This window comes from Lysobacter avium (assembly GCF_015209745.1).
Taxonomy (GTDB): Bacteria; Pseudomonadota; Gammaproteobacteria; order Xanthomonadales; family Xanthomonadaceae; genus Novilysobacter; species Novilysobacter avium.
Genome location: NZ_CP063657.1, coordinates 1,982,143 through 2,006,241 on the forward strand (window position 1 = coordinate 1,982,143; position 24,099 = coordinate 2,006,241).

Genomic DNA, 24,099 nt, shown 5'->3' on the forward strand with positions numbered 1-24,099 from the left:
GTGTACCAAGTGGATCGTGGTCGTGGACGTTCATGCAAATTCCCCCTGAATAGACTCGTGAAAGCATGTGCCCTGCCCGCAGGCAGGTCAATCGAGCCGGCTCAGCCTTCGCCGGCGACCGTCATCCGCCCGACCAGGATCGAGCCGGTGCGGATGTGCGAACGGTGGTCGACGTCGCTGCCGACGGCCTCGATGGCGGCGAACATGTCCTTCAGGTTGCCGGCGATGGTGATGCCATCGACCGGGTACTGGATCTGGCCGTCCTGGATCCAGAAGCCACCCGCGCCGCGCGAGTAATCGCCGGTGATGGTGTTCACGCCCTGCCCCATCAGCTGGGTCACCAGCAGTCCGGTGCCCATCCCGGCCAGCATTGCTGGCAGGTCGCCGGCATTGCTGGCCACCTGCAGGTTGTGCACGCCGCCGGCGTTGGCGGTGGTCTGCAGGCCCAGGCGTCGCGCTGAGTAGCTGCCCAGCACGTAGCGCTGCAACACCCCGCCTTCCACAAGCGCGGACTCGCGGGTCGCCACGCCCTCGGCATCGAATGAGGAGGACCTGAACCCACGCTGCAGGAACGGCTGCTCATGCAGAGCAAACCACTCGGGGAACACCTGCGTGCCGACGCTGTCGAGCAGGAAGCTGGCGCGGCGATACAGGGCGCCGCCGGACACGGCGCCGAGCAAGTGGCCGATGAGCCCGCGCGCGACTTCGGCCGAAAACAGCACCGGATACGCGCCGGTGGGGACCTGCCGCGGTGCCAGGCGCGAAATCGCACGTTCGGCGGCCTTGCGACCGATCGCGCTGGCCGGTTCCAGGTCTTCCGCGGCCAGCGCAATGTCGTACCAGCCGTCGCGTTGCATCTGCTCGCCACGGCCGGCGATCAGTGCACAGCCCAGGCTGTGGTGGGTGCCGCGCTCGCGGCCGACGAAGCCGTGCGAGTTGGCGTACACCGACACGGTACTGCCGCTGGACGCAGAAGCGCCGTCTGAATTTTCCAGGCGTGGGTCGGCATCGCGGCCCGCCTGCTCGCAGGCCAGCGCCAGGTCGATCGCCTCATCGGCCTGGATATCCCACGGATGCCAGCTGTCGAACTCGCGCAGGTCGGTCGCCATCAGCTCGGCGTCGGCCAGCCCGGCGGCCGGGTCGCGCTCGGTGTGGCGCGCGATCGCGCAGGCCTGGTCCACGGTCGTGGCCAGGCTTTCCTCGCGCAGGTCGGCCGTGGACGCGCTGCCCTTGCGGCCGTCGAAGTAGACCGTGACCGCGATCGAGCGGTCGCGGGTCGACTCGACCGTCTCCACCTCGCCCATGCGCACGCTGACGTTCAGCCCGGAATCCTCCGAGCACGACACCTCCGCCTGGTCGGCGCCGTTGGCCAGCGCGGCGTCCAGCAGCCGCCGGGACAGGCCGGCCAGCATGTCCAGTTGCTCCTCGCTGTGGGATGGATGGGATGGATGGGTCGGGCGCAGCTCGTTCAATGTCTTATCCTTGCAGGCTGTGGTTCCGGGCAATCGCCCCGGAGTCTGTTCTTGATGCGGTCGCGACGGGCCAGACCCGTGGCGACCGGAAAATGTAGGATCCAACGATGCGCGGCATAGACGAGGAAACCGGCGAATTCCGTGGCGAAAGCCGCAGCCAGCAGCGGCGCGAGGCGCTGGAAGTGGCCGCCATCGCCGAGCAGCTGGTCGCCCTCAGCGAGGCGCAGCTGGCCCGGATGCCGGTGCCGGAAGAGCTGCTGCCGCACATCCGCGAGGCACGCCGGATCACCTCGCACATCGCCCACAAGCGCCAGCTGGCGTTCCTGGCCAAGCAGATGCGGCGCGAGGATGACGCGGTGATGGAGGCGATCCGCGACGCGCTCGACGAGAAGGGCGATACCGCAAGGCGCGAAACCGCGATCATGCACCGCGTCGAGGCCTGGCGTGACCGCCTGCTGGCCGAGAGCGATGCCGCCCTGACCGAGCTGCTGGACCTGTATCCGGACGCCGACCGCCAAGGCCTGCGCCAGCTGGTCCGCAACAGCTTGGAGGAGCGCAAGCGCAACAAGCCGCCGCGCGCCGCACGCGAGCTGTTCCGGCAGCTGCGCGAACTGATTCTGCTGCCGGAGATGCCGGTCGCCGGTGGCGCGGGCTTGGACGCCGACGACGAGGTGCTCGACGACGAAGCGCTGGGCGACGAAACCATCGACGACCGCGCGCTCGACGACGACGCAGCGGACCAGCGCCAGCCGTAGTCCGCCCGCGGCATCACGCCTGGGTGCCACCCACGGTGATGCCATCGATCAGCAGCGACGGCTGGCCGACGCCGACCGGCACGCTCTGGCCGTCCTTGCCGCACACGCCGACACCCTCATCCAGCGCCAGGTCGTGGCCGATCATGCGCACCTTCTGCATGGTCTCCGGGCCGTTGCCGATCAGCGTGGCGCCCTTGACCGGCGCGGTGATCTTGCCGTCTTCGATCATGTAGGCCTCGGTGGCCGAGAACACGTACTTGCCGCTGGTGATGTCGACCTGGCCGCCGCCGAAATTGACCGCGTACAGCCCGCGCTTGACCGAGCGGATCATCTCCTCGGGATCGTGCTTGCCGGCGAGCATGTAGGTGTTGGTCATGCGCGGCATCGGCAGGTGGGCGAAGGATTCGCGGCGACCGTTGCCGGTCGGCGTCATGCCCATCAGCCGGGCGTTGAGCGAGTCCTGCATGTAGCCCACCAGCACCCCGTCCTCGATCAGCGTGGTGCATTGGGTCTGCTCGCCCTCATCATCGATGTTGAGCGAGCCGCGGCGCCCCGGCAGCGTGCCGTCATCAACGATCGTGACACCGGGCGCGGCGACGCGCTGGCCCATGCGGCCGGCGTAGGTGCTGGTGCCCTTGCGGTTGAAATCGCCCTCCAGGCCGTGCCCGACCGCCTCGTGCAGCAGCACGCCGGGCCAGCCGTTGCCGAGCACCACCGGCATCACCCCGGCCGGTGCGTCGACGGCTTCCAGGTTGGCCAGCGCCTGACGCAGGGCCTCGCGCGCCCAGGCTTCCGGCTTGCCGTCGGCAAACAGTTCGGCATAACCGTAACGCCCGCCACCGCCGGTGTAGCCCGACTCGCGGCGCCCGTTCTGCTCGACAATCACCTGCACGTTGAAGCGCACCAGCGGACGCACGTCCGCGCCCATGATGCCGTCGCTGCGGGCCACCAGGATCGTATCCACGCCGCCGCCCAGGCTGACGATCACCTGCTTGACCCGCGGATCGGCCGCGCGCAGCAGCTTGTCGATGCGGCGCAGCGCCTCGACCTTGTCCTCGTTGCCCATCGAATCCACCGGGTCCATCGGCGCGTACAGGGCCTGCGCGTTGGCGCGCACCAGCGGCCGGGTGGTCAGGCTGCCGCCGTCGCGTGCGATCGCCCGCGCCGAGGTGGACGCGGCGATCAGCGCCTGCGCGTTGATCTCATCGGAATAGGCGAAACCGGTCTTCTCGCCGCTGATCGCGCGCACGCCCACGCCCTGCTCGATGGAGTGCGCGCCGTCCTTGACGATGCCGTCCTCCACGCTCCAGCTCTCGCGACGGGCATGCTGGAAATACAGGTCGCCAAAGTCGATACCCGGCCCGAGCAGCGTGCCGAAGGTTCGCTCAAGTCCCCCGGCATCAAGCCCTGAGGGCAGCAGGAGGCGGGATTCGGCAAGTTGCAGGGTTTGGGTCATGGGATCTTCTGGGGAGGTGATGACGGATTGGGCGGCCTACCGGGCGGGAAGGCGGCGCACGGGAGAAATCGGCGGGGACGCAGCGGCGCGTATATGCAGGGCCACCCGGACGATATGCGGGCGACTGCGGGTGCTTCAACCGGCGGGCGGCCGCGCCGGTGGCGCGGGCGGCGGCTCCACGGCGGGTTGCGCCGGCGCCTGGCCGTTGCGCTCCGGTTCCCGGCTGACCACGTCCACGTGCGGATCCTTCCAGGGACCGCTGACGCGATAGGTTTTCGCGCCGATCTGGCCCAGCGGTTTGCGCAGCACCGCGTTGGCCGCGGCGCCGATCGCCGCGCCCACCGGCCCACCGGCCAGCGCCCCGGCCACGGTCAGCAGGTTGCCGGACCGCGGCAGCACCTCGATCGTCTGGTTGAAGGTTTCCGCGCGCAGGTCGGCTTCGCCACGGATGTTGATCCGCGCCGCCGGGCCTTCGATGCGCAGGTCATCGCTGCTCGCCATACCGCCGGCAAAGCGGATGTCGCCCTTGGCCTCGTTGAAGGCGAAGCCCTTGGAGAAGAAATCGCGGAAGTCGAGCATCAGCCGGCGCGGCAGCTCGGCGACGCTGAGCAGGCCCAACACCCGTCCCGCACCCGGTTCCACGTCCAGCAGTCTGCCGTCGCGCACCTCGCCCTTCAGGTTGCCGGAGACCTTCACCAGGTCGAACTGCATCGGACCTCCCGCCCATTCGGCGGCCAGCGAGATGCGGCCCTCGCCGCCGTCAAGGCGTCCGACATGACCCAGCCCGGCAAGCAGGCGACCGAAGTCGGTGCTGGCAAGGTCGACTTCAAAGCGTGTGCGCGCGGCTTTTCCGCGCCCGACCCAACTGCCGCGGACGTCCATTCGTTGGCCCGGGGTCTCGGCGCTGAAGTGCTCGATCTGCAGGCCCGTGCCGCTCGCGCGCGTGCGCAGCGACGCCCGGCCCAGCACCGCGTCGTCCAGGCGCAGGTCGTCGATCTCCAGCGCCAAGGGCGGGATGCGCGCCGGATCGATGTCGTCGTCCTCCGCGGCGACGGCAACCTGCGCCGCCGGTTTGGCTGCGCCTGCCGCCTTTGTGGGGAGACGCCAGTGGACGCGCTCAAACCGGCCCGAGACGGGCGCCGTGGACGACGCGGGGACCTGCAAACCGCCCTGCAGCCGCGCACCGTCCGTCTGCACCAGCAGCGCCCCACCGGTCCCGGGTGACACGCGGACGCGCGCATCGCCGAACTCCCCGCCAAACAGCTGCAGCCGATCGGTGCGGATGTCGATCTGGCCCAATGGCACGCCCGCGCCGCTTCCATCAACCGCCCCGGCCCGGGCCAGGCCCACCCAGCCGATCGCGTCCAGACGGCGCGCACGGCCGCTGGCGATCAGCCCGGACGCAGGCGCCGGCGCCGGTAGCGTGCCGGTCCCGAGAGCCGCGCGGATGCCGGTGCGTTGGCCGCTGCTGCGCGCACGCAGGGCCAGCACATCGCCCAGGACCACCTGCACCTCGCCCTGGTCGAGCGGCAGGGCGGTTTCCACCGTCGCTGCCAGTTGCTGCCCTGCCGGCTTGGCCAGCGGCGCAGGCAGCGTCAGCGCCGTACCTACCAGGTCGGACTGCAGCTTCAGGCGCGCAGCACCGCCGCTGCCGGTGCCTGCTGCGGGCACGAGCACGCCCACCGTCCACGAGGAGCGACCGTGCATGTAGGGCGCCAGCCAGCCCAGCTCCGGTGCGCGGGCCAGCAGCGTATCGGCGCCGAACTGGGCCTGCAGGTCGGCCTCGAGCACGTTGCCCGCATCACGCACTGCGTCCTTGCCCGAGCGCAGCGACAACTTGCCCGGACGACCACCCATCTGCACGTCGAGGCGGTCGGCGCGGAAGCCGTTCTGGGTATAGCTCACCGGACCGCGCACCTGCTCGAATGCCAGCCCCCAACGCGGATCCGCAACGCGCGCGCCGGCCAGGCGGACGTTGCCGTCGACCGCGAGCACGCCGTGTTCAACCATCGGCAGCGCCATGGCGAAATCCACTTCGGCAGGGCCGGAGCCCTTGATGGCTGCGAACGTCTCCGGATTCAGTTGCTGCAGCGGGCTGGCTCGCAGCAGGCCCAGCAGGCGTGACACGTCGCCGTTGCCCTTTGCGCTCACCGCCAGCGTGCCGAGGTGGTAGTGATCGACGCTGGCCTTGACCGTGGGGATCGTGATGCCGGCCAAGGTGCCATGACCGGTGATGTCCAGGCCGTTGCCAATGAAGCTGGCCTGCAGGTCCAGCCCGGTCGCGGCGGGCCAGTCGGGCTGGAACGCAACGGTGGCATCGGTGATGTGTGCGCTGGCCTCGAAGCGGCCGGTGTGGTCATCGAACGGCCAGTCGTCCAGGTCGCCGGAAACAATCGCGCGGCCGTCGCGGACGACGCCGTCGACCAGCGCCGTGTCCAGCCAGTGCAACAGCGCCTCGGGCATCAAGTAGCGCACCCAGAACCCCTTGGCGACCGGCAGGCGGGTCTCGTCCACCGTGGCGGCCAGGTCGATCCGCGGACGCCCGCCGTCTCCGTTCCAGCCCAGCCCGCCACGGACCTGGGCGCCAAAATCGGGACCCTTTATGCGCAGCGCGGACGTGCCCGCCTGCCAGCCGTCCGGGCCGCGCCAGCCGGCCACGTTGCCTTCCAGGTGGACGACGTGGGCCACGCCGAAGCCCCGCGGCCAGTCAAAGCTCATCGCCGAGGAGGGATCCAACTGGGCGCTGAAGCCGTCCGCATCGCCACGGACATCCGCTGCCAGCCCGTTGATGCCCGGCGCATTGCCGAGCGGTGCAAATCCCAGGCCGTCGATACGCGCACCGCCCTGCATGCCGCCGTCGAGGCTTCCCTGCAGGTCCACCGCCGAGAGCGACGCGTGCGGGCGCGCATTCAACAACCAGTGCCGCACCGGCCCGGGCAACTGGTTACTTAGTACGGCCAGCGACGCCAGTGGCTGCAGATCGATATGGCCGGCCACGAGGCCGTATTGGCGCCCGGCGGCAAGGGTCAGTGGACCAAAGCGGTGGTCTTCGCCCTGCATCTGCAGATGCAGCAGGGGCGCGTCCAGCTGCCAGCCGCCATCGGTGCGCTGCCAGCTCAACCGGCTCTCAAGCCGATCAATCACCTGCAGCGGGATCTGCCCCGCAGCGCCCGGCACAGGAGCGATCGTGGAACCGGCCAGCACCACCCGCTCCAGCGTCGTCTCCAGCTTGACCCCGACGAGGCGCTTGTCCTCCAGATCGGCCCATGCCTGGGCCCGCCCTTCTCCGGTCTGCAGGGCGATGCCGTGCAGATCCAGGACGGAGGCCAGCGGCTGCAGCTCCGCGCGTTCAATCCCTACATAGGCGCGGCCGGTACCGTCGCTGCGGTGGAAATCCAGCATGGCAAGCACGGGGGCCGACGCGTCGTTGTCGCGTCGACCATTGGAAGCCGCGAGGGCCTCCGGCCAGGCGCGCAGTCCGGCGCGGACGCGATCGCCCTGTACGCGCAGACGCAGGTCAATGCGCGGCACGGTCAGATCCAGCCCCAGATCCGGTGCCAGCACAGTCAGCGCGCCGTCGCTCACCTGCAGCTCGCCCAGCCCCTCCAGCGAGTGGAACGGATCACCGTCCGCCTCGCGCTGGCCCGGCAGCCCACGCACCTGCCAGCGACCGTCGGGCGACCGCTCCAGGACCAGCTCCAGACCCCGCAGGCGCAGTTCCGACAACGGTACGCCCGGCCACAGCCCCGCATAGATGGACAGCAGCATCTCGGCGTCGCCGACGTCGAACACATCAGCACCCTCGCCCAGGCGAAGGTTATGCAATTGCAGCAATGGCCCCCGGCGCGTCCAGCCGGTTTCCAGACGGTCGAATGCGACCGGACGCCCGACCCGATCGCCCAGCCAGCTGGCGACGCGGTCGGGGTGGCGCTCGACCAGCGGCAGCAGCTCGCTGGCCACCGCGATCACCAGCGCCAGCAGGACCAGGAGCACGCCCGCGGTGTAACCCACGCCCCGGCGGGCCAATCGCATTCGGCGGCGCAGCGGGGTAGGCATCTCAGTCGTGGCGGGAGGCGTCAGAGCAGGACGACATCGAACTGCTCCTGCGCGTATTGGTCATCGGCCTGGAAGCGGATCGACTTGCCGAGGAATTCCTCCAGTTCGGCGACCGCCGCCGACTCCTCATCGGTGATCCGTGCCACCGCCTTGGGTGACGCCATCACCAGAAGTCGGTCGGCGTCGAACAGGCGCACCTGGCGCACGATTTCGCGGAAGATCTCGTAGGTGACCGTCTCGGCCGTCTTCAGCGTGCCGCGCCCGTTGCACTCATGGCATGGCTCGGTGAGCTGGCGCTGCAGGCTCTCGGTGGTGCGCTTGCGCGTCATCTCCACCAGGCCCAGCGGCGAGAAGTCGTACACCGTGGTCTTGGCGTGGTCCTTGGCCAGCGCCTTCTCCAGCGTGCGCAGCACCTGGCGCTTGTGCTCGGGATCATTCATGTCGATGAAGTCGATGATGATGATCCCGCCCAGGTTGCGCAGGCGCAGCTGGCGGGCGACCGATTGCGCGGCCTCCAGGTTGGTCCGGTAAACCGTTTCCTCCAGGTTGCGCTGGCCGAGGAACGAGCCGGTATTGATGTCCACCGTGGTCATTGCCTCGGTCTGGTCGATCACCAGGTAGCCACCGGATTTCAGCGGCACCTGCTTGTCCAGCGCGCGCTGGATCTCGTCCTCGACCCCGTAGAGGTCGAAGATCGGCCGCTCACCGGAGTAGTGCTCGATCTTCTGCGCCAGCTCAGGCGTCCCCGCCGCGCCGGCGGAGCTCATGAACTGCGACGCAAACGTGCGCAACCGCTCGAAGGTCTCGCGCGAATCGACCTTGACCTTGTCCACGTCGCGGCGGATCAGGTCGCGCACCGCGCGCAGCGGCAGGGTCAGGTCCTCATAGATGCACTCGCCCACGCGCGCACCGGCGGAGCGCTCGCCGATCAGACTCCATACCCGCGCCAGGTAGGCCACGTCGTCGGCGAGCGCCTCCTCGGGCTGGCCTTCGGCGTTGGTGCGCACGATGTAGCCGTGGGTGTCTCCCTCGGCGGTCAACCCGGTGACGATCCCCTTCAGACGCGCTCGCTCGGCTTCGTCCTCGATCCTTGCCGAGACCCCGATCACACGGGTGTGTGGCAGCAGCACCAGATAGCGCGAGGGAATGCTGGTCAGCGTGGTCAGGCGGGCGCCCTTGCCACCGATCGGGTCCTTGACCACCTGGACGATGATTTCCTGGCCGTCGCGCAGCAACTCGCTGATCGGCCGGGTCGGCGGCGGTGGCGCGTTCGGGTCCTCCTCGCCGGTCAACGCGGGCGCGGAGGGCCGGACGATATCGGCGGCGTGCAGGAATGCCGCGCGCTCCAGCCCGATCTCCACGAAGGCGGCCTGCATCCCGGGCATCACCCGTTGCACCTTGCCCTTGTAGACGTTGCCGACCACGCCGCGGGCCCAGCCACGCTCGATATGGAGCTCCTGCAACATGCCGTTCTCGACCACGGCCACCCGCGTCTCGCGCGGGGTGACGTTGACCAGGATTTCCTCGCTCATGGCGCCTCCGTTGCGCAGGTGGGCAGGCCCGCGGCCAGTGGGCCGAGACCGAATTTCGCCAGCAGTTGCGCGCTCTGGTGCAGCGGCAATCCCATGACCCCGGAATGGCTTCCGTCCAGGCGCTCAACGAATGCCTCGGCAAGTCCCTGGATCGCGTAGCCACCGGCCTTGCCGAAGGGCTCGCCGCTTTCGACATAGGCCTGGATGACGGCATCCGGCAAGCAAGCGAATCGCACTGTGGAAACCGATACCGCTTCTTCATGGCGAGACGCGGAGACCAGCGCGAGCGACGAGACCACGGTGTGCGGCACGCCTGACAGCCGTCGCAGCATCGCTGCCGCCTCGGCACTGTCGCGCGGCTTGCCGAACACGTCCTCGTCCAGAACCACCTCGGTGTCGCAACCCAGGACCAGCGCATCGGGCTCGGCTGACAGGCGCGCCAGGCCGGCCAGCGCCTTGTCGCGCGCGACCCGGGAGACGTAGGCCTGCGCGGTTTCGTCGGCTTGGCGCTGCTCGGGCACATCCAGTTCAAGCACGGTGAACTCAAGCCCGAGGCGAGTCAGCAGTTCGCGTCGACGCGGAGAGCGGGAAGCAAGATAAAGCATGGGTCTCCAGGGACGACCGGTCGCGTTTGCGAATGGCGGAAAGCATAACCCGCGGCGCCTGAGCGCCAGCCGGCTCGCACGGTCGCTGCAGGCGTGGTTCCGCGACCCGCGGTCAGGCCCGATGGTAGGGGTGGTTGGCCAACATTGCCGCGGCGCGGTAGAGCTGCTCGGCAGCGACCAGACGCACCAGCATGTGCGGCAGCGTCATCGGCCCCAGCGACCAGGACTCGTCGGCGCGGGCCAGCACGTCATCGGCGTGGCCTTCCGGCCCGCCGATCAACAGCGCGAGGTCGCGACCTTGGCCGCGCCAATGCTCGAGGCGCTGGGCGAGTTGCTCCGAACTCCAGGGTTTGCCACGACCGTCCAGCGTCACCACCAGCGGCGAGCGCTGCAGCGCAGCGAGCACGCGGGCGCCTTCCTCGGCGGTCGCACGAGCGATGTCGCGGTTCTTGCCGCGCACGCCGGGCTCGACCTCCACCAGTTCCAGTGGCAACCAGTGGGAAAGACGCTTGCGGTAGTCCTCGAAGCCCTCGGCGACCCAGCGCGGGGCCCGCTCGCCGACGGCGATGAGTCTGGCCTTCATGATCGGGCCGTTATCGCCTGCGCGACAGGCGCCTCGACTAGAGGTCGTCCTCGGCGTCGGTTTCCAGCTCGCCGGAACCGATCCCGGGCTCGCCGTATTCGTCCACCGACGCCGGCGGCTGGTCGCCCACGGTCCACAGGCGCTCGAGCGCATAGAACTCGCGCACCCGCGGCAGCATGATGTGGACAACGACGTCGCCCAGGTCCACCAGGACCCACTCGGCCTCGCGCTCGCCCTCCACGCCCAGCGGCATGATGTCAAGCTTCTTGGCGAACTTGACCACCTCGTCGGCGATCGACTTCACGTGGCGCGAGGACGTGCCCGAGGCCACCACCATGTAGTCGGTGACGCTGCTCTTGCCGCGCACGTCGATTTCCACCGGATCCTTGGCCTTCAGCTCCGCGATGGCGCTGCGCACGGTGTCCAGCAGTTCGTCGACGCTGGGCGGCGGGCTCGGGAGACGGGTCTTGATGACTTGGGCTTCGGTGGACATGCAGGCTCTGGGGTTGGGTGCGGCAGTGATTATAGCGAAGCCGGGCTGCCGGGCCGCTTCACATACAGCCGATGCTGAACGATGTACTCCGCCACCGGCGCCGGAACCAGCTCCCGCCACGGCTCGCCAGCGGCGATGCGCTCGCGGATGCCGGTGGCCGATCCGGGGTGCAGGCGGTTGGGCAGGCACAGCACACGGCCGGCCGGTGCCGCCTCCAGGTCAGTCACCGAGTCGGTCCAGCGACCGTCGAGCATGGTCAGCAGCGGCGCGGAAAGATGCCGGTCGAGGTCGACCCCGGGGCGGGCGGCGACGACAAAGTGGGTCAGTTCGAACAGCGCCTGCCAATCCTTCCATTGCGGCAACCCGGCGAGGCTGTCGGCGCCGATCAGCAGGGCGACCGGCGCCTGCATGCCGTACTGGGCGCGGATGCCGCGCAGCGTATCGACCGAATAGGACGGCGTGTCACGCAGCAACTCGCGTCGATCGACGAGCAGGTCTTGCTCACCCGCCACGGCCAGGTCCAGCATCCGCGCGCGGTGCTCCGCGCTGGCCCCAGGCGCAGCGCGATGCGGCGGATCCGCCGCCGGCATCAGGCTGATGACGGCGGCCAAGTGGTCGCGTGCGTTGCGGGCAATATGCAGGTGGCCGCAGTGCACGGGGTCGAAAGTGCCGCCGTAGAACACCCGCAGAAGTGGTCCCGCCGGATTCAACGCGGGATACCGTCGCGATCAGGCATCCACATGCACCAGCAACCGCACCGCGGCGGGATCGGCCACCGCCAGCAGCACCCGCTCCAGCATCAGCCACGGATCGCCGGGCTCACGCCCCTTGGCCATGCGGTCGACCGCCCCGATGCGCGAGACGAAAGCGTCCCAGCGCGCCGGCGGATGGCGCTGCAGGGCGCGCTGGTACATCGGCTGCTTGGAATCCCAGACGCGCTGCGCCTTGAACTCGGCCGCGAGATTGCCGCCGCGAGCCTTGATCCGCGACAGAGCGGCGGTCCGCTGCAGTTCGATCACGACCATTCCCAGCAAAGCGGGGACCGCCTCGCCTTCGGCGCGCAGGCCGGCCAGCATCCGCGAGACCTGCAGCGACTGGCCGTTCATCGCCGCGTCGATCAGGCGGAACACGTCGTAGCGCGCCGCATCGGCGACCAGCGACTCCATCCGCGCAAGGTCCAGGCTGCCGCCGTCGGCCAGCAGCGCCAGCTTGTCGATCTCCTGCGCGGCGGCCAGCAGATTGCCGTCGATGCGCTCCACGAGGCGTTGCACGGCATCGGCGTCGGCACGCACGCCGCGCGAACGCAGCCGCTGCTCGACCCAGCCGGGAAGCTCGTGCGGCTTGATCGGCCAGGCGATCGCGATTTTGCCAATGCCCTCGATCGCCGCGCTCCACTTGCCGGCGTGCTTGCGACTCCATTCACCGGCGGTGACCAGCAGCACCACGTCGGCCGGCGGATCGGCGCAGAACCGGCAGATCAGCTCGCCTCCGATTCTCCCCGGCTTGCCGGTAGGCAGGCGCAACTCGAGCAGACGACGACTGGAAAACAGGCCCGGCGAACCAAAGCTGGCCGCCATCGCGTCCCAGTCGGGCTCACGGCTGCCTTCGCTGTCGAAGACTTCTCGCTCCGTGATGCCGTGCGTGCGGGCGGCGGCGCGCACAGCATCGGCAGCCTCCAGCACCCGCAGCGGCTCGGCGCCGGCGATCAGGTAGGCCGGCGCCAGGGTTCCCGATCCGAGCTGGGCGGCCAGCTGTTCGGGTTTGAGCTCCATGCTCAGGGTTGGGAGCCGGGCGTCGGCTCGGTTCCGTCATCGGTGGGAACCGGCGGCGGTGGCGGTGGCGACATCGCTTCGGCGGCTTCCATCGCGGCCTTGGCGGCGTCGGTCGTGTGCTGGAACACCTCGGAGGCGTCCTGGGAGGCGGTGTCCACGCTGCCGGCCGCGTCGATCCGGCGCAGAATCGAGGCGGCCATCTCGCGCTGCAGTTCGCGCACCAGGATCTCGCGCTCGCCTTCTGTGCCGATCGAATTGTTCGGCACCGAGATGTAGTCGCGCGAGAGCTCGATGTTCTGCTGCGGCACGAGCACGGTGCCGTCGCCATTGCGCATCTCGAACACCACCGCGTAGCGCAGGCTGAACTCCTGCGCGCGGCCTCGCGAATCGACGCTCAACGGGGTATCGCCCCACCGCTCGGCCTTGATCTCGAGCACCGCGGGGTTGCGGTCCGCCGAGCCTGCCGGCGTGGCGCCGGCACGGGTGAGCGATTGCTGCAGACGGTCGGCCAGCGGGCTGTAGCGGCTTTTCGAGACCACCTTGACCGGATCAAGGTCGGCCGGCAGCGTCAGTGCATCACGCAACTGGAAACCACAGGCGGACACGGTCAGCACGAGGGCGAGGAGCAGCAGGCGTCGGATCATCGAGGCAGTCTGAAGGAGCGGGATGGGCGCAGCAAGCATAAAGCGCGGCGGCTGATGGAGCGCGGGGCGGTATTCAGCCGGCGACGATGTTGACGATCTTGCCAGGCACCACGATCACCTTGCGCACCGTGAGGCCGGACACGAAATGCGAGACGTGCGGCTCGGCCAGGGCCATTTTCTCCACCTCCGCGTTGTCCATGCCGACTGGCGCCTCGATCTTGCCGCGCAGCTTGCCGTTGACCTGCACCGCCATGACCACCGCATCGCGCACCAGTGCGGCCTCGTCGACCTGCGGGAACGGCACGTCTTCCAGCAGCGTCTCGGCATGGCCCAGCGTCTGCCACAGGGCGTGACTGGTATGCGGGGTCACCGGGTTGAGCAGCAGCACCATCGCCTCCAGGGCCTCGTGGCGCACCGCCCGGCCCTGGTCGCTCATGTCCTTGAACTTGCTGACGTGGTTGAGCAGCTCCATCAGCGCGGCGATCGCGGTGTTGAAGGCGTGGCGGCGGCCGTAGTCGTCGCCGACCTTGCCGATGGTCTGGTGCAGCTGCCGGCGCAGCGTCTTCTGGCCGGCGTCCAGCGCGGCCGGGTCCACCGGCGGGTGGTCGGGCTGGGATGCGTGGGTGACCACCTCGCGCCAGAACCGGCGCAGGAACCGCGCCATGCCTTCCACGCCGGCCTCGTTCCACTCCAGCGACAGCTCGGGCGGGGCGGCGAACATCGAGAACAGGCGCACGGTGTCGGCGCCGTACCGATCCACCATGGTGCGCGGATCGACGCCGTTGTTCTTGGACTTGGACATCTTCTCGATGCCACCGATCACCACCGGCTGGCCGTCGGCCTTCAGCGTCGCGCCGGAGATGCGGCCGCGCTCGTCGCGGACGATCTCCACCTCGGCCGGATTGATCCAGTCGCGCGAACCGTTCTCGCCTTCGCGGTAGAAGGTCTCGGCGATCACCATGCCCTGGGTCAGCAGGTTGGTCGCCGGCTCGTTGCTGTTCACCAGCCCCTGGTCGCGCAGCAGGCGGTGGTAGAAACGGAAATACAGCAGGTGCAGGATCGCGTGCTCGACGCCGCCGATGTACTGGTCAACGGGCAGCCAGTGGTTGGCGCGTGCATCGACCTGTTCGGTCGCGCCAGGCGAGGTGTAGCGCGCGTAGTACCAGCTGGACTCCATGAAGGTGTCGAAGGTGTCGGTCTCGCGTTCGGCCGCTCCACCGCAGCCCGGGCAGGTCGTCTTGCGCCACTGCGGATCGGCCTTGATCGGCGAGGCGGTGCCCATGAACTCGACGTCCTCGGGCAGCACGACCGGCAACTGGTCCTCCGGCACGGGCACTGCGCCGCAGGCCTCGCAATAGATGACCGGGATCGGGCAGCCCCAGTAGCGCTGGCGGCTGACGCCCCAGTCGCGCAGGCGGAAGTTGACCCGGCGTGCGCCACGGCCCTCCGCTTCCAGACGCGTGGCCAGGGCATCGAAGGCCTGCTGGAAGTCCATGCCGTCGTATTCGCCGGAGTTCACCAGCCAGCCGCGCTCGGTATAGGCGCCCTGCTCGGCGATACCCTGCTCGAAGTCGCTGACCACCTGCACCGGCGCGCCGGTGTCATAGGTGTCGGTCGAGGCCTGCGTCCCCAGTGCGCTGGCCATCGGATCGGCGTGACGGCCCAGGTCCTGGCCGATCTCGCGCACCGCATCGCGCACCGAATCGGGCACGACCACCATCCTGATCGGCAACTGGTAGCGACGGGCGAACTCCCAGTCCCGCTGGTCATGGCCGGGCACCGCCATCACGGCGCCGGTGCCGTAGCTCATCAGCACGAAGTTGGCGACGAATACCGGGAGCTCTTCGCCGCTGATCGGGTGGATCGCGCGCAGTCCGGTATCCAGGCCGCGCTTTTCCTGCGTCTCCAGCTCCGCCTCGGTGGCCCCGCCCTTGCGCAGGTCGGCGACGAAGTCGGCCAGGCCGGTGTCGTTGGCGGCGGCGTGCGCGGCCAGCGGATGCTCGGCGGCGATGGAGAGGAAGCTCACCCCCATCAGGGTGTCGGGGCGGGTGGTGTAGACGGTCAGGGGATCGAGCTCTGCACCCACGGCATCGCGCACGGCGAAGGTGATGTCCAGGCCCTCGCTGCGCCCGATCCAGTTGCGCTGCATGGTCTTGACCGCGTCCGGCCAACCCGGCAGATGGTCCAGGCCGTCCAGCAATTCCTGGGCGTAGTCGGTGATCTTCAGGAACCATTGCGGGATTTCGCGCTTTTCCACCATCGCACCGGTGCGCCAGCCGCGGCCGTCGATCACCTGCTCGTTGGCCAGCACGGTCTGGTCGACCGGATCCCAGTTGACCACCGAATTCTTGCGGTACGCCAGGCCCTGCTTCATCAGGCGCACGAACATGCGCTGCTCGTGCACGTAGTAGGACGGCTCGCAGGTGGCGAATTCGCGCGACCAGTCGATCGCGTAACCCATCTGCCGCAGCTGCGCCTTCATGTGGCCGATGTTGGCGTAGGTCCACTGCGCCGGCGCGGTGTGGTGCTTGATCGCCGCGTTCTCCGCGGGCAGGCCGAACGCGTCCCAGCCCATCGGCTGCAGCACGTTGTGCCCGGTCATCCGCTTGTAGCGGCTGATGACGTCGCTGATGGTGTAGTTGCGCACGTGGCCCATGTGCAGCGCGCCGGAGGGATACGGCAGCATCGACAGGCAATAGAACTTCGGCTTGGCCGAGCTCTCGTCGACCTCGAACGCGCGGGTGTCGTCCCAGTAGCGCTGGGCCGCCGTCTCCAGCGCATGCGGCTCGAAACCGGACCCGCCGGCGCTGCCGGGGTCATTGCTGCGGGGGTCGGCGGAGGCTTCGATGGGCACGGGCGTGGAACCGGAGACAGATGGACCGGAAAGCCTAACCCAGCGCCTCCCTTGCCGCCATGCGGGTGGGTCCGCAGACCGTGCAGGGTCCTTGGGAGGCGGAGTTTCACCCGGTACTTTCGCGCCACGCGCGTGGCGCGTGCACGTGCTTCAATCGATCCCACCCTCGCCACCGGATACCGCCGTGCCGACTCGCCTCTCCTGCGCCCTGCTTGCCCTTGCCATGCTGCCCGTCGCCGCGCTGCCAGCCACCGCGCTTGCCGCCGACGGCGCCAGCGCCCTGCGCTGCGGAAAACTGTTCGACAGCCGCGCCGGCAAGATCCTCGGCCCGCACACGGTGCTGGTGCGCGATGGCCGCGTGGAGCGGATCGTCAGCGGCGGCAATGCCAGCGTCGCCGGCGCCACCAACGTCGATCTCTCCGGCCACACCTGCATGCCCGGCTGGACCGACCTGCACGTGCACCTGGGCAGCCAGTCCAGTCCGGACAGCTACTCGGAAGGCTTCCGCCTGGACGACATCGACTACGCGTTCCGCGCGGTCGGGTACGCACGACAGACGCTGCTGGCCGGCTTCACCAGCGTGCGCGACCTCGGCGGCGAGGTGGCGCCGCACCTGCGCGACGCGATCAACCAGGGACTGGTCGACGGCCCGCGGATCTGGGCGGCCGGCAAGTCGATTGCCACCACCGGCGGCCACGCCGACCCCACCAACGGCTACAACTCCGCGCTTTCGCACCTGATCGGCCCGCCCGGACCGACCCAGGGCGTCATCAATTCGGTCGACGATGCCCGCCAGGCCGTGCGGCAGCGGTACAAGGACGGCAGCGACGTGATCAAGATCACTGCCACCGGCGGCGTGCTGTCGTACGCCAAATCCGGTGACGCGCCGCAGTTCCGCGTCGACGAGATCCAGTCCATCGTCGACACCGCCACGGACTACGGCTACCGCGTCGCCGCGCACGCCCACGGCGAGGAAGGCATGCGCCGCGCCGTCGAGGCCGGCGTGACCAGCATCGAGCACGGCACCTACATGAGCGACGAGGTCATGGCGCTGATGAAGCGCAAGGGCACCTGGTACATCCCGACCATCTACGCCGGCCGCTTCGTAGCCGACAAGGCGAAGATCGACGGCTACTTCCCCGCCGTCGTCCGGCCAAAGGCTGAGAAGATCGGCGCGCTGATCCAGGCGACCGCCGGCAAGGCCTACCGGTCCGGCGTAAAAATGGCCTTCGGCACCGACATGGGCGTCGGCCCCCACGGCGACAACGCGCGCGAGTTCGTCTACCTCACCGAAGCCGGGGTGCCGGCCGCGGTCGCCCTGCAGATGGCCACCATCCGCGCCGCCGAGGTGCTCGGCGTCGACGACCAGGGCGTGATCGACAGCGGCAAGCGCGCCGACATCATCGCCGTGCAGGGCGACCCGGTGGAAGACATCAACCGGGTGCTGGATGTCCGCTTCGTGATGAAGGACGGGGTGATCTACAAGCAGCCGGACGCCTATTAGGGACGCGGAAGGGAGCGGCCATCGCATCCGACGGCGCGCTAAGCAGCGCTCATGGGGTACGCGGCCACTGGAAAACCTCGTCGATGCCAACATCGAACGCGTGGGCGATCCGGAACGCGAGTTCCAGCGACGGCGCGTATTTCCCGGCCTCCAGCGCGATGATCGTCTGCCGGGTCACGCCGCACGCTTCGGCCAGGGCCTGCTGGGTCATCTCGCCGCGGGCAAAGCGCAACGCGCGGATGGAATTTTGGATGGGCGTCGATGCCATGCCGTCGCGCCTCAGTGGCGGTCGCGCCAGTAGTAGACGGCCGTCCCGAGGTATTCGAGCAGGCAGCTGAGCATGAGTCCAAAGATCAACAGGTTGGCGATCACCAGGTGGCTGGCCCACTGCAGACGGTCCTGAGGCGACAGTCCAAGTACCCCGGCTACACCGACACAAAACGCGACCAGCCCAAAACGTCCCCAACCCGCAGCCTTGGCCGCGATTTCGCGGTCGCGCTCGTCTTCCGTCACCGCCTCGCTCCAGCGCCTGGCCAGCACGCCGCGCAACACGCTCCAGGCGATCAGCAACGCGACCAGATTGCGCACGACCCGGCCCGTAACGGGATCGTTCCAGACGGTTGCCGCCCGGAAGGCGTCAACGTTCGAGACCAGATAGGCAACCGCGGCGGCCATGAAGACGGTGCCGATCCACGCGTTCCACTCGCCCGGCGAGGCGGCCTCGGCGACCGCATCCCGCGGCAGGCGGCTGACGGCGAACAGCGAGACCCACGCGGTGGTGATCAGCAGCACCATGCCGACGTGGCCGGTATCCACCCCCAGCAGTGATGGCGGGCTGGCGAGCAACAACCACAGGGCAAACATCGCCGAAACCAGCAAGCCGAGACCGCTCCAACGATTCACGATCATGGTGTCTCCTCTACCGGACTAAATGTCCGCTATAAGTTACATCGAATTCACCGGATGTCAACTACGTTTTACATCCGGTTGGAATCCGCTGCGCCGCCACCATCTAGGCCTGTGAACTTCATCTGCGAGTATCCCGATGCCTGCACTGCCCAACGCCCTGCCCGCCCGCCACGTTTTCGATGCCACCACCGCCGGCTTTGAAGCCGATGTCCTGCAGAAGTCCATGCAGACGCCGGTTCTGGTCGACTTCTGGGCGCCGTGGTGCGAGCCATGCAAGCAACTGGGCCCGGTGCTGGAGAAGCTCGCCGCCGAGTATCACGGCAGTTTTCAGCTGGCCAAGGTCGAGGTCGACCAGGAACCGCAGCTGGCCGAGGCCTTCCAGGTCCGCTCGATTCCGACCGTGTTCCTGGTCAAGGACGGCCAGATTGCTGACGGCTTCCCCGGCGTGTTGCCGGAAGGTCAGATCCGTGAGTTCCTGAAGCAACACGGCATCGAACCGGCTGAAGCCCCTGTTGCGACCGACGAGGCCGCGGCGCCTGCACCGGTAGACCCACAGGCCGAGGTCGCGCGCTTGCGCGCCGCAGCGGCCGAGGCGCCGGACAATGCCGAGCTGCGGTTGGACCTGGCGCTCGCCCTGCTCAAGACCGACCAGGCCGACGAGGCCACGGGCCTGTTGGACGCGCTGCCGGCCAACCTGGCCACCGACGATCGCACCGTCAATGCGCGTGCGCGGCTTGCCTTCATTTCACTGGCCAGCACCGCGCCGGGCCTCGAGGAGTTGCAGCACTCGGTCGCCAAGGATCCCGATGACCTGCGCGCGCGCCATTTACTGGGCGCACGGCACATCGTGGCCGGCAATCCGGAGGCGGCGATGGAGCAGTTCATCGAAATGCTGGCGCGTGACCGCAACTTCGACGGCGGCCTGCCCCGCACCGCGCTGATCGATGCCTTCCGCATTACCGACGACACCGCGCTGGTCGGCTGCTACCGCCGGCGGATGTCGTCGCTGCTGTTCTAAGGCGACGCGCAACCGCACGACCGCGCCTTAACCGCTCATGGGCAATGCTGCAGCACTGGAGGTGCCCATGCCCACGCTGAAGAAGTCCTATCCGTACTACCTCGCCGGCAAGCCGGTTGCAGCCAATACCGACCTGGTGGTGCTGAACAAATACACCGGCAAACCGGCCACCCGGGTTGCGCTCGCTGATGCTCAAGCCATCGAGCAGGCCATCGACGCGGCCTGCAAGGCACGCGAGGCCATGGCCGCGTTCCCGCCCGATGCGCGCCGCGACGTGCTCGCGCACTGCGTGAAGCGGTTCCAGGAGCGCGAGGAGGAACTCGCGCAGGTGCTGTGCATCGAGGCCGGCAAACCCATCCGCGATGCGCGCGGTGAAGTCGCCCGCCTGATCGAGACCTTCCGTGTTGCCGCCGAGGAAGCCACCCGCATCGGCGGCGAGGTGATCGAGTTGCAGCTCTCCGAGCGCACCCGCGGCTATCGCGGCATGAGCAGGCAGGTGCCGGTCGGGGTGTGCAGCTTCATCACACCATTCAATTTTCCGCTCAACCTCGTCGCCCACAAGGTCGCGCCAGCGATCGCCGCCGGCTGCCCGTTCGTGCTCAAACCTACCGCCAAGACCCCGATCGGCGCGCTGATCATCGCCGAGGTCCTGGCCGAGACGGATCTGCCGCCGGGCGCGTTCTCGGTCATGCCCTGTTCCAACGAGGACGCCGCGCCGCTGGTCGAGGACGACCGGATCGCCCTGCTCAGCTTTACCGGCGGCCTGATCGGCTGGGACATGAAGGCCCGCGCGGGCCGCAAGAAGGTGGTGCTGGAGCTGGGTGGCAACGCCGCCTGTATCGTCGACGCGGAACCGGGCCGGGACCTGGACTTCATCGTCGAGCGGCTGGTGTCGGGGGCCTATTACCAGTCCGGCCAGAGCTGCATCAGCGTGCAGCGCATCCACGCCCATGCCTCGATCTACGAGGCGCTGCGCAAGAAGCTGAAGGCGGCCATCGCCAGGCTGCCAGCCGGCGACCCGAGCGACGAGAAGACCTTCATCGGGCCGATGATCGACGAGGAGGCGGCCAAGCGGGTGGAGGACTGGATCGCCGCCGCACGCAAGGCGGGGGCTAAAAAGATCGTTGGCGGACCGCGCGAGGGCAACCTGCTGCCGGCTTGGCTGCTCGAAGACGTGCCGCGCGATGCCGACCTGTACCGCCGCGAGGCGTTCGGGCCGGTCGCGCTGATGGAGCCCTTCGAGGACTTCGAGGACGCGCTGGACGCGGTCAATGACAGCGATTTCGGCCTGCAGGCCGGCGTGTTCACCGGCCGGCTGGACCACGCGATGCGCGCCTGGGACCGGCTGGAGGTTGGCGGCGTGATCGTCGGCGACATCCCCAGTTTCCGCGTCGACAACATGCCCTACGGCGGCGTCAAACAGTCCGGCCTCGGCCGCGAGGGCGTGCGCTACGCGATCGGGGACATGACCGAAACCCGGCTGCTCGTGATTCGCGATTCCTGACGCCGCCTCGCATCGCGGGAAAGACCAACCACGGGCTCACGCAGACTCGACGGTTTCCAGTTGCCCCATCTGTGGTGCGGGACGCCCGAGCAGGTAACCCTGCCCGCGCTCGCATCCCAGCTCAAACAGGATGTCGCGTTGCGCCTCGGTCTCGATGCCTTCGCCGATGGTGTGGATCCCCAGAGTCCCTGCCAGTGCCTGGATCGCGCGCACCACGGCGATGCTCTCGGCCTGCTTCTCTCCCGTCAATCCGGCCACGAAGCTGCGGTCGATCTTGAGGCATTCGATCGGGAATCGGTGCAGGCACGACAGCGCCGAATAGCCCGTGCCAAAGTCGTCCAGCTGGGCCAGCACGCCGTGGCTGCGAAGCGTGTGCAGGGTGCTCAGGGTCCGCCCGATATCGTCGAACAGGGCAACCTCGGTGATCTCGATGCGCAACTGGTTCGGGTTCGCGCCGGCGTTGTGGATCAGGCGCATCAGGCGATCGGCAAAATCCGCCGAGCGGAAGTGGCGCGGCGAGACGTTGACCGACACATAGCCGTCCACGCCGCGCGACAGACGGGTGATCACCTGCGCGTACATCAGCCAGTCGACTTCCTCGATCAGCCCGTTGTCTTCGCCCAGGCCGATGAACTCGCCGGGTGCCAGCAGGCCGCGCGTAGGGTGGCGCCAGCGCAGCAGTGCCTCGTGGCCGACGACCTGGTGCCCGTCCAGACTCATGATGGGCTGGTAGTAGGGAATGAAGTTGTCGCCGTTGATGGCCCGGCGCAGGTCCGCCTCCAGATCAAGGATGCGCGACGCCTCCTCGCGCATGTCCTCGTCGAACACCGCCCAGCGATCGCGGCCGCTGGCCTTGGCGCGGTACATCGCCGCGTCGGCATCGCGCAGCAGGTCGGTACCGCTGCCGTAACGCGGCTGCCACATCGCGATGCCGACGCTGGCGGACGGGAATACCTCGCGTCCGGCGATCCAGTAGGCCTGGCCCAGCGAATGCAGGACACGCTGGGCCAGGCTCTTCGCCACATGCAGCCCCTCGATGTCATTGACCAGCACGGCGAACTCGTCCCCGCCCAGGCGGGCGACCAGGTCGTGGTCGCGGACGGCAGCGACGATACGTCGGCCGGCCTCGACCAGCAGGTCATCACCGGCGGAATGGCCCACGCTGTCGTTGATCAGCTTGAACCGGTCCAGATCCAGGAACAGCACCGCAAAGCCGCAGGAATCCTCCGACGGCGATACCGCGTGCGCGTTGGCCTGCGCCTTGGTGACTGCCACGCCCATGTGGTCGAGCAGCTGGCTGCGGTTGGGCAGTCCGGTGAGCTCGTCGTGGCGCGCCTGATGGGTCAGTTGCTGTTCCGCACGCATGCGCTCGCCGATCTGCTCCAGCAGCTCGGCATTGGCCATCGCCAGTTCACGCGTTCGTGAATCGACCCGCTGTTCCAGCTCGGCATGGGCCAATACGAGGCGCTCCTGCTCCTGCTTGCGGGTCAGGCCGATGCTGATGTGGTTGGCGACAAAGTTGAGCAGGTCCTGGTCGCGGGCGGTGAAGGTGACGTCCTCCGAGTAGCTCTGCACCGCGATGACCCCAACCACCGTGTTGTCGCGGTACAGCGGCACCCCGAGCCAGCACTGGGCAACGGTGCCGTGGCCGCGGAATCCGGCCATCCGATGCGGGTCGGTCAGCAGCGCCCTGCCGGTTTCGATGACGTGCTCGGTCATCCCCGAGTCCAGGACGCGGCTGGCGCGGTGGGCATCGTGCTCGTCGATCGAGTAGGGAAACTCGAGTCGCGCGCCGTCTTCCGAAAGCAACGCGATATAGAAGTTGCGCGCGTCAAGCAGCTCGTTCACCACCGCATGTACCTGCGCGTAGAAGATCTCCAGCGTCCCGGCGCTGATCGAAAGCTCGGCGATGCGGTACAACGCGCGCTGGAGTTTTTCCGCACGCTGACGCTCGATGATCTCCGAGTGCAGATCGCGGTTGCTGAGCTGCAGCGCCTTGGTGCGCTCCTCGACGCGCCGCTCCAGTTCCTCACGTGCCTGGTAGCGATCCAGCGCGGTCAGGATGTGCTGGGCGACGAACCCAAGCAACGCCTGCTCCTCGACCCCGTAACAGTCGGGCCGATCGTAGCTCTGCACCACGATCGCGCCGCACACCCTGTCATCGCGGCGCATCGTCACACCCAGCCAGTCGGCGCTGTCGGGGCCGTGGTTGGGGTCCTCCGATACTCCCAAACGGCGCCGTACATGCTCGGAGGAGCCGAAAACCGCTTCACCGAGGCGGATCAGCGCCATGGTCAGGCTGTTGGGCGCACTGTCCACGGGAATCTCGACCGAGGGGTCCGGCCGGAAGGAATCCATCTGGTCGGCGAAGTACAGGAACCGGTAGGTCTGTGCTGCGTCGTCATAGAGGACGATGTAGAAATTTTCCGCGTACATGAGCCGGGCGACCACGGCATGGATCCGCTGGAGCATGTCCACAAGCTCCAGGCTCGATCCGGCGAGGTCGGCGATCTCGTACAGCGCCTGCTGCAACTGCTCCGACTTCTCCAGCTCCTTGACCCGCGAGCTCGCGCGCGTTGCCGCCAGGTGCAACTCGATGGTGCGCGTGGCGAGCACCATCCATGCCGTGCGCTGCGCGGCGGTCATGGCTTCAGGCAGCTCGACCACCAGCACCGACTGGCCCTGACCCCCATCCCAGTCCAGTTCGATGTGGTGGGCGCCGTCAGCGTCCTCCTCCCACTCAAGCGCCCTTGCAGCATCGTGAACCGCGCGATCCGCTCCGCGGGGAAGGGAATCGCGCGACCGCAGATGCAGGCGCGAGCCCGGCGGCAGCGTCGCGTTGATCATCGGCAGCAGTCCGTCGCCTCCCTCGCGTTGCACCGCAGCGGGATCGCCTGCGGCGTGCGCAATGGACGTGGTGTGGTGGCGCACTGTCAGCTTCT

Annotated in this window: 18 protein-coding genes; 4 read left to right on the forward strand and 14 right to left on the reverse strand. The window is 68.5% G+C overall.

What is annotated here, in order from left to right; translation table 11 throughout:
- Positions 1-101 precede the first annotated feature (101 nt).
- Positions 102-1,412, reverse strand: coding sequence for a metalloprotease PmbA (gene pmbA, locus INQ42_RS08915; protein ID WP_194035829.1), 1,311 nt, complete (start codon positions 1,410-1,412; stop codon positions 102-104).
- Between the two features lie 167 nt (positions 1,413-1,579).
- Between pmbA and yjgA the strand changes: the two genes are divergently transcribed.
- Entirely contained in the window at positions 1,580-2,227 is a 648-nt protein-coding gene (gene yjgA / locus INQ42_RS08920) for a ribosome biogenesis factor YjgA (RefSeq protein WP_194033967.1), read from the forward strand.
- Between the two features lie 13 nt (positions 2,228-2,240).
- On the opposite strand, the gene tldD is transcribed toward yjgA, so the two are convergent.
- From tldD to leuS, 10 genes are all read right to left on the reverse strand, one after another.
- Positions 2,241-3,683 carry a metalloprotease TldD gene (gene tldD, locus INQ42_RS08925; RefSeq protein WP_194033968.1) on the reverse strand — a complete coding sequence of 481 codons (1,443 nt, stop codon included), beginning with the start codon at positions 3,681-3,683 and terminating at the stop codon, positions 2,241-2,243.
- A gap of 135 nt (positions 3,684-3,818) precedes the next feature.
- On the reverse strand, positions 3,819-7,715 hold the full coding sequence (locus INQ42_RS08930; protein WP_194033969.1) for a YhdP family protein: 3,897 nt from the start codon (positions 7,713-7,715) through the stop codon (positions 3,819-3,821).
- A 44-nt stretch (positions 7,716-7,759) separates the two neighbouring features.
- A complete protein-coding gene (gene rng, locus INQ42_RS08935; protein WP_194033970.1) occupies positions 7,760-9,271 on the reverse strand; it encodes a ribonuclease G in 1,512 nt (503 codons plus the stop codon).
- On the reverse strand, positions 9,268-9,876 hold the full coding sequence (locus tag INQ42_RS08940; RefSeq protein ID WP_194033971.1) for a Maf family protein: 609 nt from the start codon (positions 9,874-9,876) through the stop codon (positions 9,268-9,270). Before INQ42_RS08940 ends, rng begins: the two co-directional genes overlap by 4 nt.
- Before the next feature lie 112 nt (positions 9,877-9,988).
- Positions 9,989-10,459: a 23S rRNA (pseudouridine(1915)-N(3))-methyltransferase RlmH gene (rlmH, locus tag INQ42_RS08945; RefSeq protein WP_194033972.1), complete on the reverse strand. Its 471-nt coding sequence runs from the start codon at positions 10,457-10,459 to the stop codon at positions 9,989-9,991.
- Positions 10,460-10,496: 37 nt separating this feature from the next.
- A complete protein-coding gene (rsfS, locus tag INQ42_RS08950; RefSeq protein ID WP_194033973.1) occupies positions 10,497-10,952 on the reverse strand; it encodes a ribosome silencing factor in 456 nt (151 codons plus the stop codon).
- Positions 10,953-10,981: 29 nt separating this feature from the next.
- Positions 10,982-11,662: a nicotinate-nucleotide adenylyltransferase gene (gene nadD, locus INQ42_RS08955; protein WP_228064329.1), complete on the reverse strand. Its 681-nt coding sequence runs from the start codon at positions 11,660-11,662 to the stop codon at positions 10,982-10,984.
- An 18-nt stretch (positions 11,663-11,680) separates the two neighbouring features.
- Complete coding sequence (holA, locus tag INQ42_RS08960; RefSeq protein WP_194033974.1) at positions 11,681-12,724, reverse strand: DNA polymerase III subunit delta; 1,044 nt, start codon at positions 12,722-12,724, stop codon at positions 11,681-11,683.
- Between the two features lie 2 nt (positions 12,725-12,726).
- Positions 12,727-13,368 (reverse strand): LPS-assembly lipoprotein LptE, encoded by a 642-nt coding sequence (locus INQ42_RS08965; protein WP_194033975.1) that lies wholly within the window; start codon positions 13,366-13,368, stop codon positions 12,727-12,729.
- 73 nt (positions 13,369-13,441) lie between these two features.
- Positions 13,442-16,144: a leucine--tRNA ligase gene (leuS, locus tag INQ42_RS08970; RefSeq protein ID WP_407070808.1), complete on the reverse strand. Its 2,703-nt coding sequence runs from the start codon at positions 16,142-16,144 to the stop codon at positions 13,442-13,444.
- 262 nt (positions 16,145-16,406) lie between these two features.
- On the opposite strand from leuS, the gene INQ42_RS08975 reads away from it, so the two are divergent.
- Positions 16,407-17,726, forward strand: coding sequence for a metal-dependent hydrolase family protein (locus INQ42_RS08975; RefSeq protein WP_228064330.1), 1,320 nt, complete (start codon positions 16,407-16,409; stop codon positions 17,724-17,726).
- A 49-nt stretch (positions 17,727-17,775) separates the two neighbouring features.
- Here INQ42_RS08975 and INQ42_RS08980 read toward each other — a convergent pair whose 3' ends face one another.
- Both INQ42_RS08980 and INQ42_RS08985 read right to left on the reverse strand, forming a co-directional pair.
- The gene (locus tag INQ42_RS08980) at positions 17,776-17,994 is read right to left on the reverse strand and encodes a helix-turn-helix transcriptional regulator (protein WP_194033976.1); all 219 of its coding nucleotides are present in this window, start codon (positions 17,992-17,994) and stop codon (positions 17,776-17,778) included.
- Positions 17,995-18,005: 11 nt separating this feature from the next.
- Positions 18,006-18,635: a hypothetical protein gene (locus INQ42_RS08985; protein WP_194033977.1), complete on the reverse strand. Its 630-nt coding sequence runs from the start codon at positions 18,633-18,635 to the stop codon at positions 18,006-18,008.
- A 136-nt stretch (positions 18,636-18,771) separates the two neighbouring features.
- Between INQ42_RS08985 and trxA the strand changes: the two genes are divergently transcribed.
- Positions 18,772-19,653 (forward strand): thioredoxin, encoded by an 882-nt coding sequence (gene trxA / locus INQ42_RS08990; RefSeq protein WP_194033978.1) that lies wholly within the window; start codon positions 18,772-18,774, stop codon positions 19,651-19,653.
- Positions 19,654-19,720: 67 nt separating this feature from the next.
- Positions 19,721-21,157 carry an aldehyde dehydrogenase family protein gene (locus tag INQ42_RS08995; RefSeq protein WP_194033979.1) on the forward strand — a complete coding sequence of 479 codons (1,437 nt, stop codon included), beginning with the start codon at positions 19,721-19,723 and terminating at the stop codon, positions 21,155-21,157.
- Positions 21,158-21,193: 36 nt separating this feature from the next.
- On the opposite strand, the gene INQ42_RS09000 is transcribed toward INQ42_RS08995, so the two are convergent.
- The gene (locus INQ42_RS09000; RefSeq protein ID WP_228064331.1) at positions 21,194-24,088 is read right to left on the reverse strand and encodes a putative bifunctional diguanylate cyclase/phosphodiesterase; all 2,895 of its coding nucleotides are present in this window, start codon (positions 24,086-24,088) and stop codon (positions 21,194-21,196) included.
- Positions 24,089-24,099: the final 11 nt, after the last annotated feature.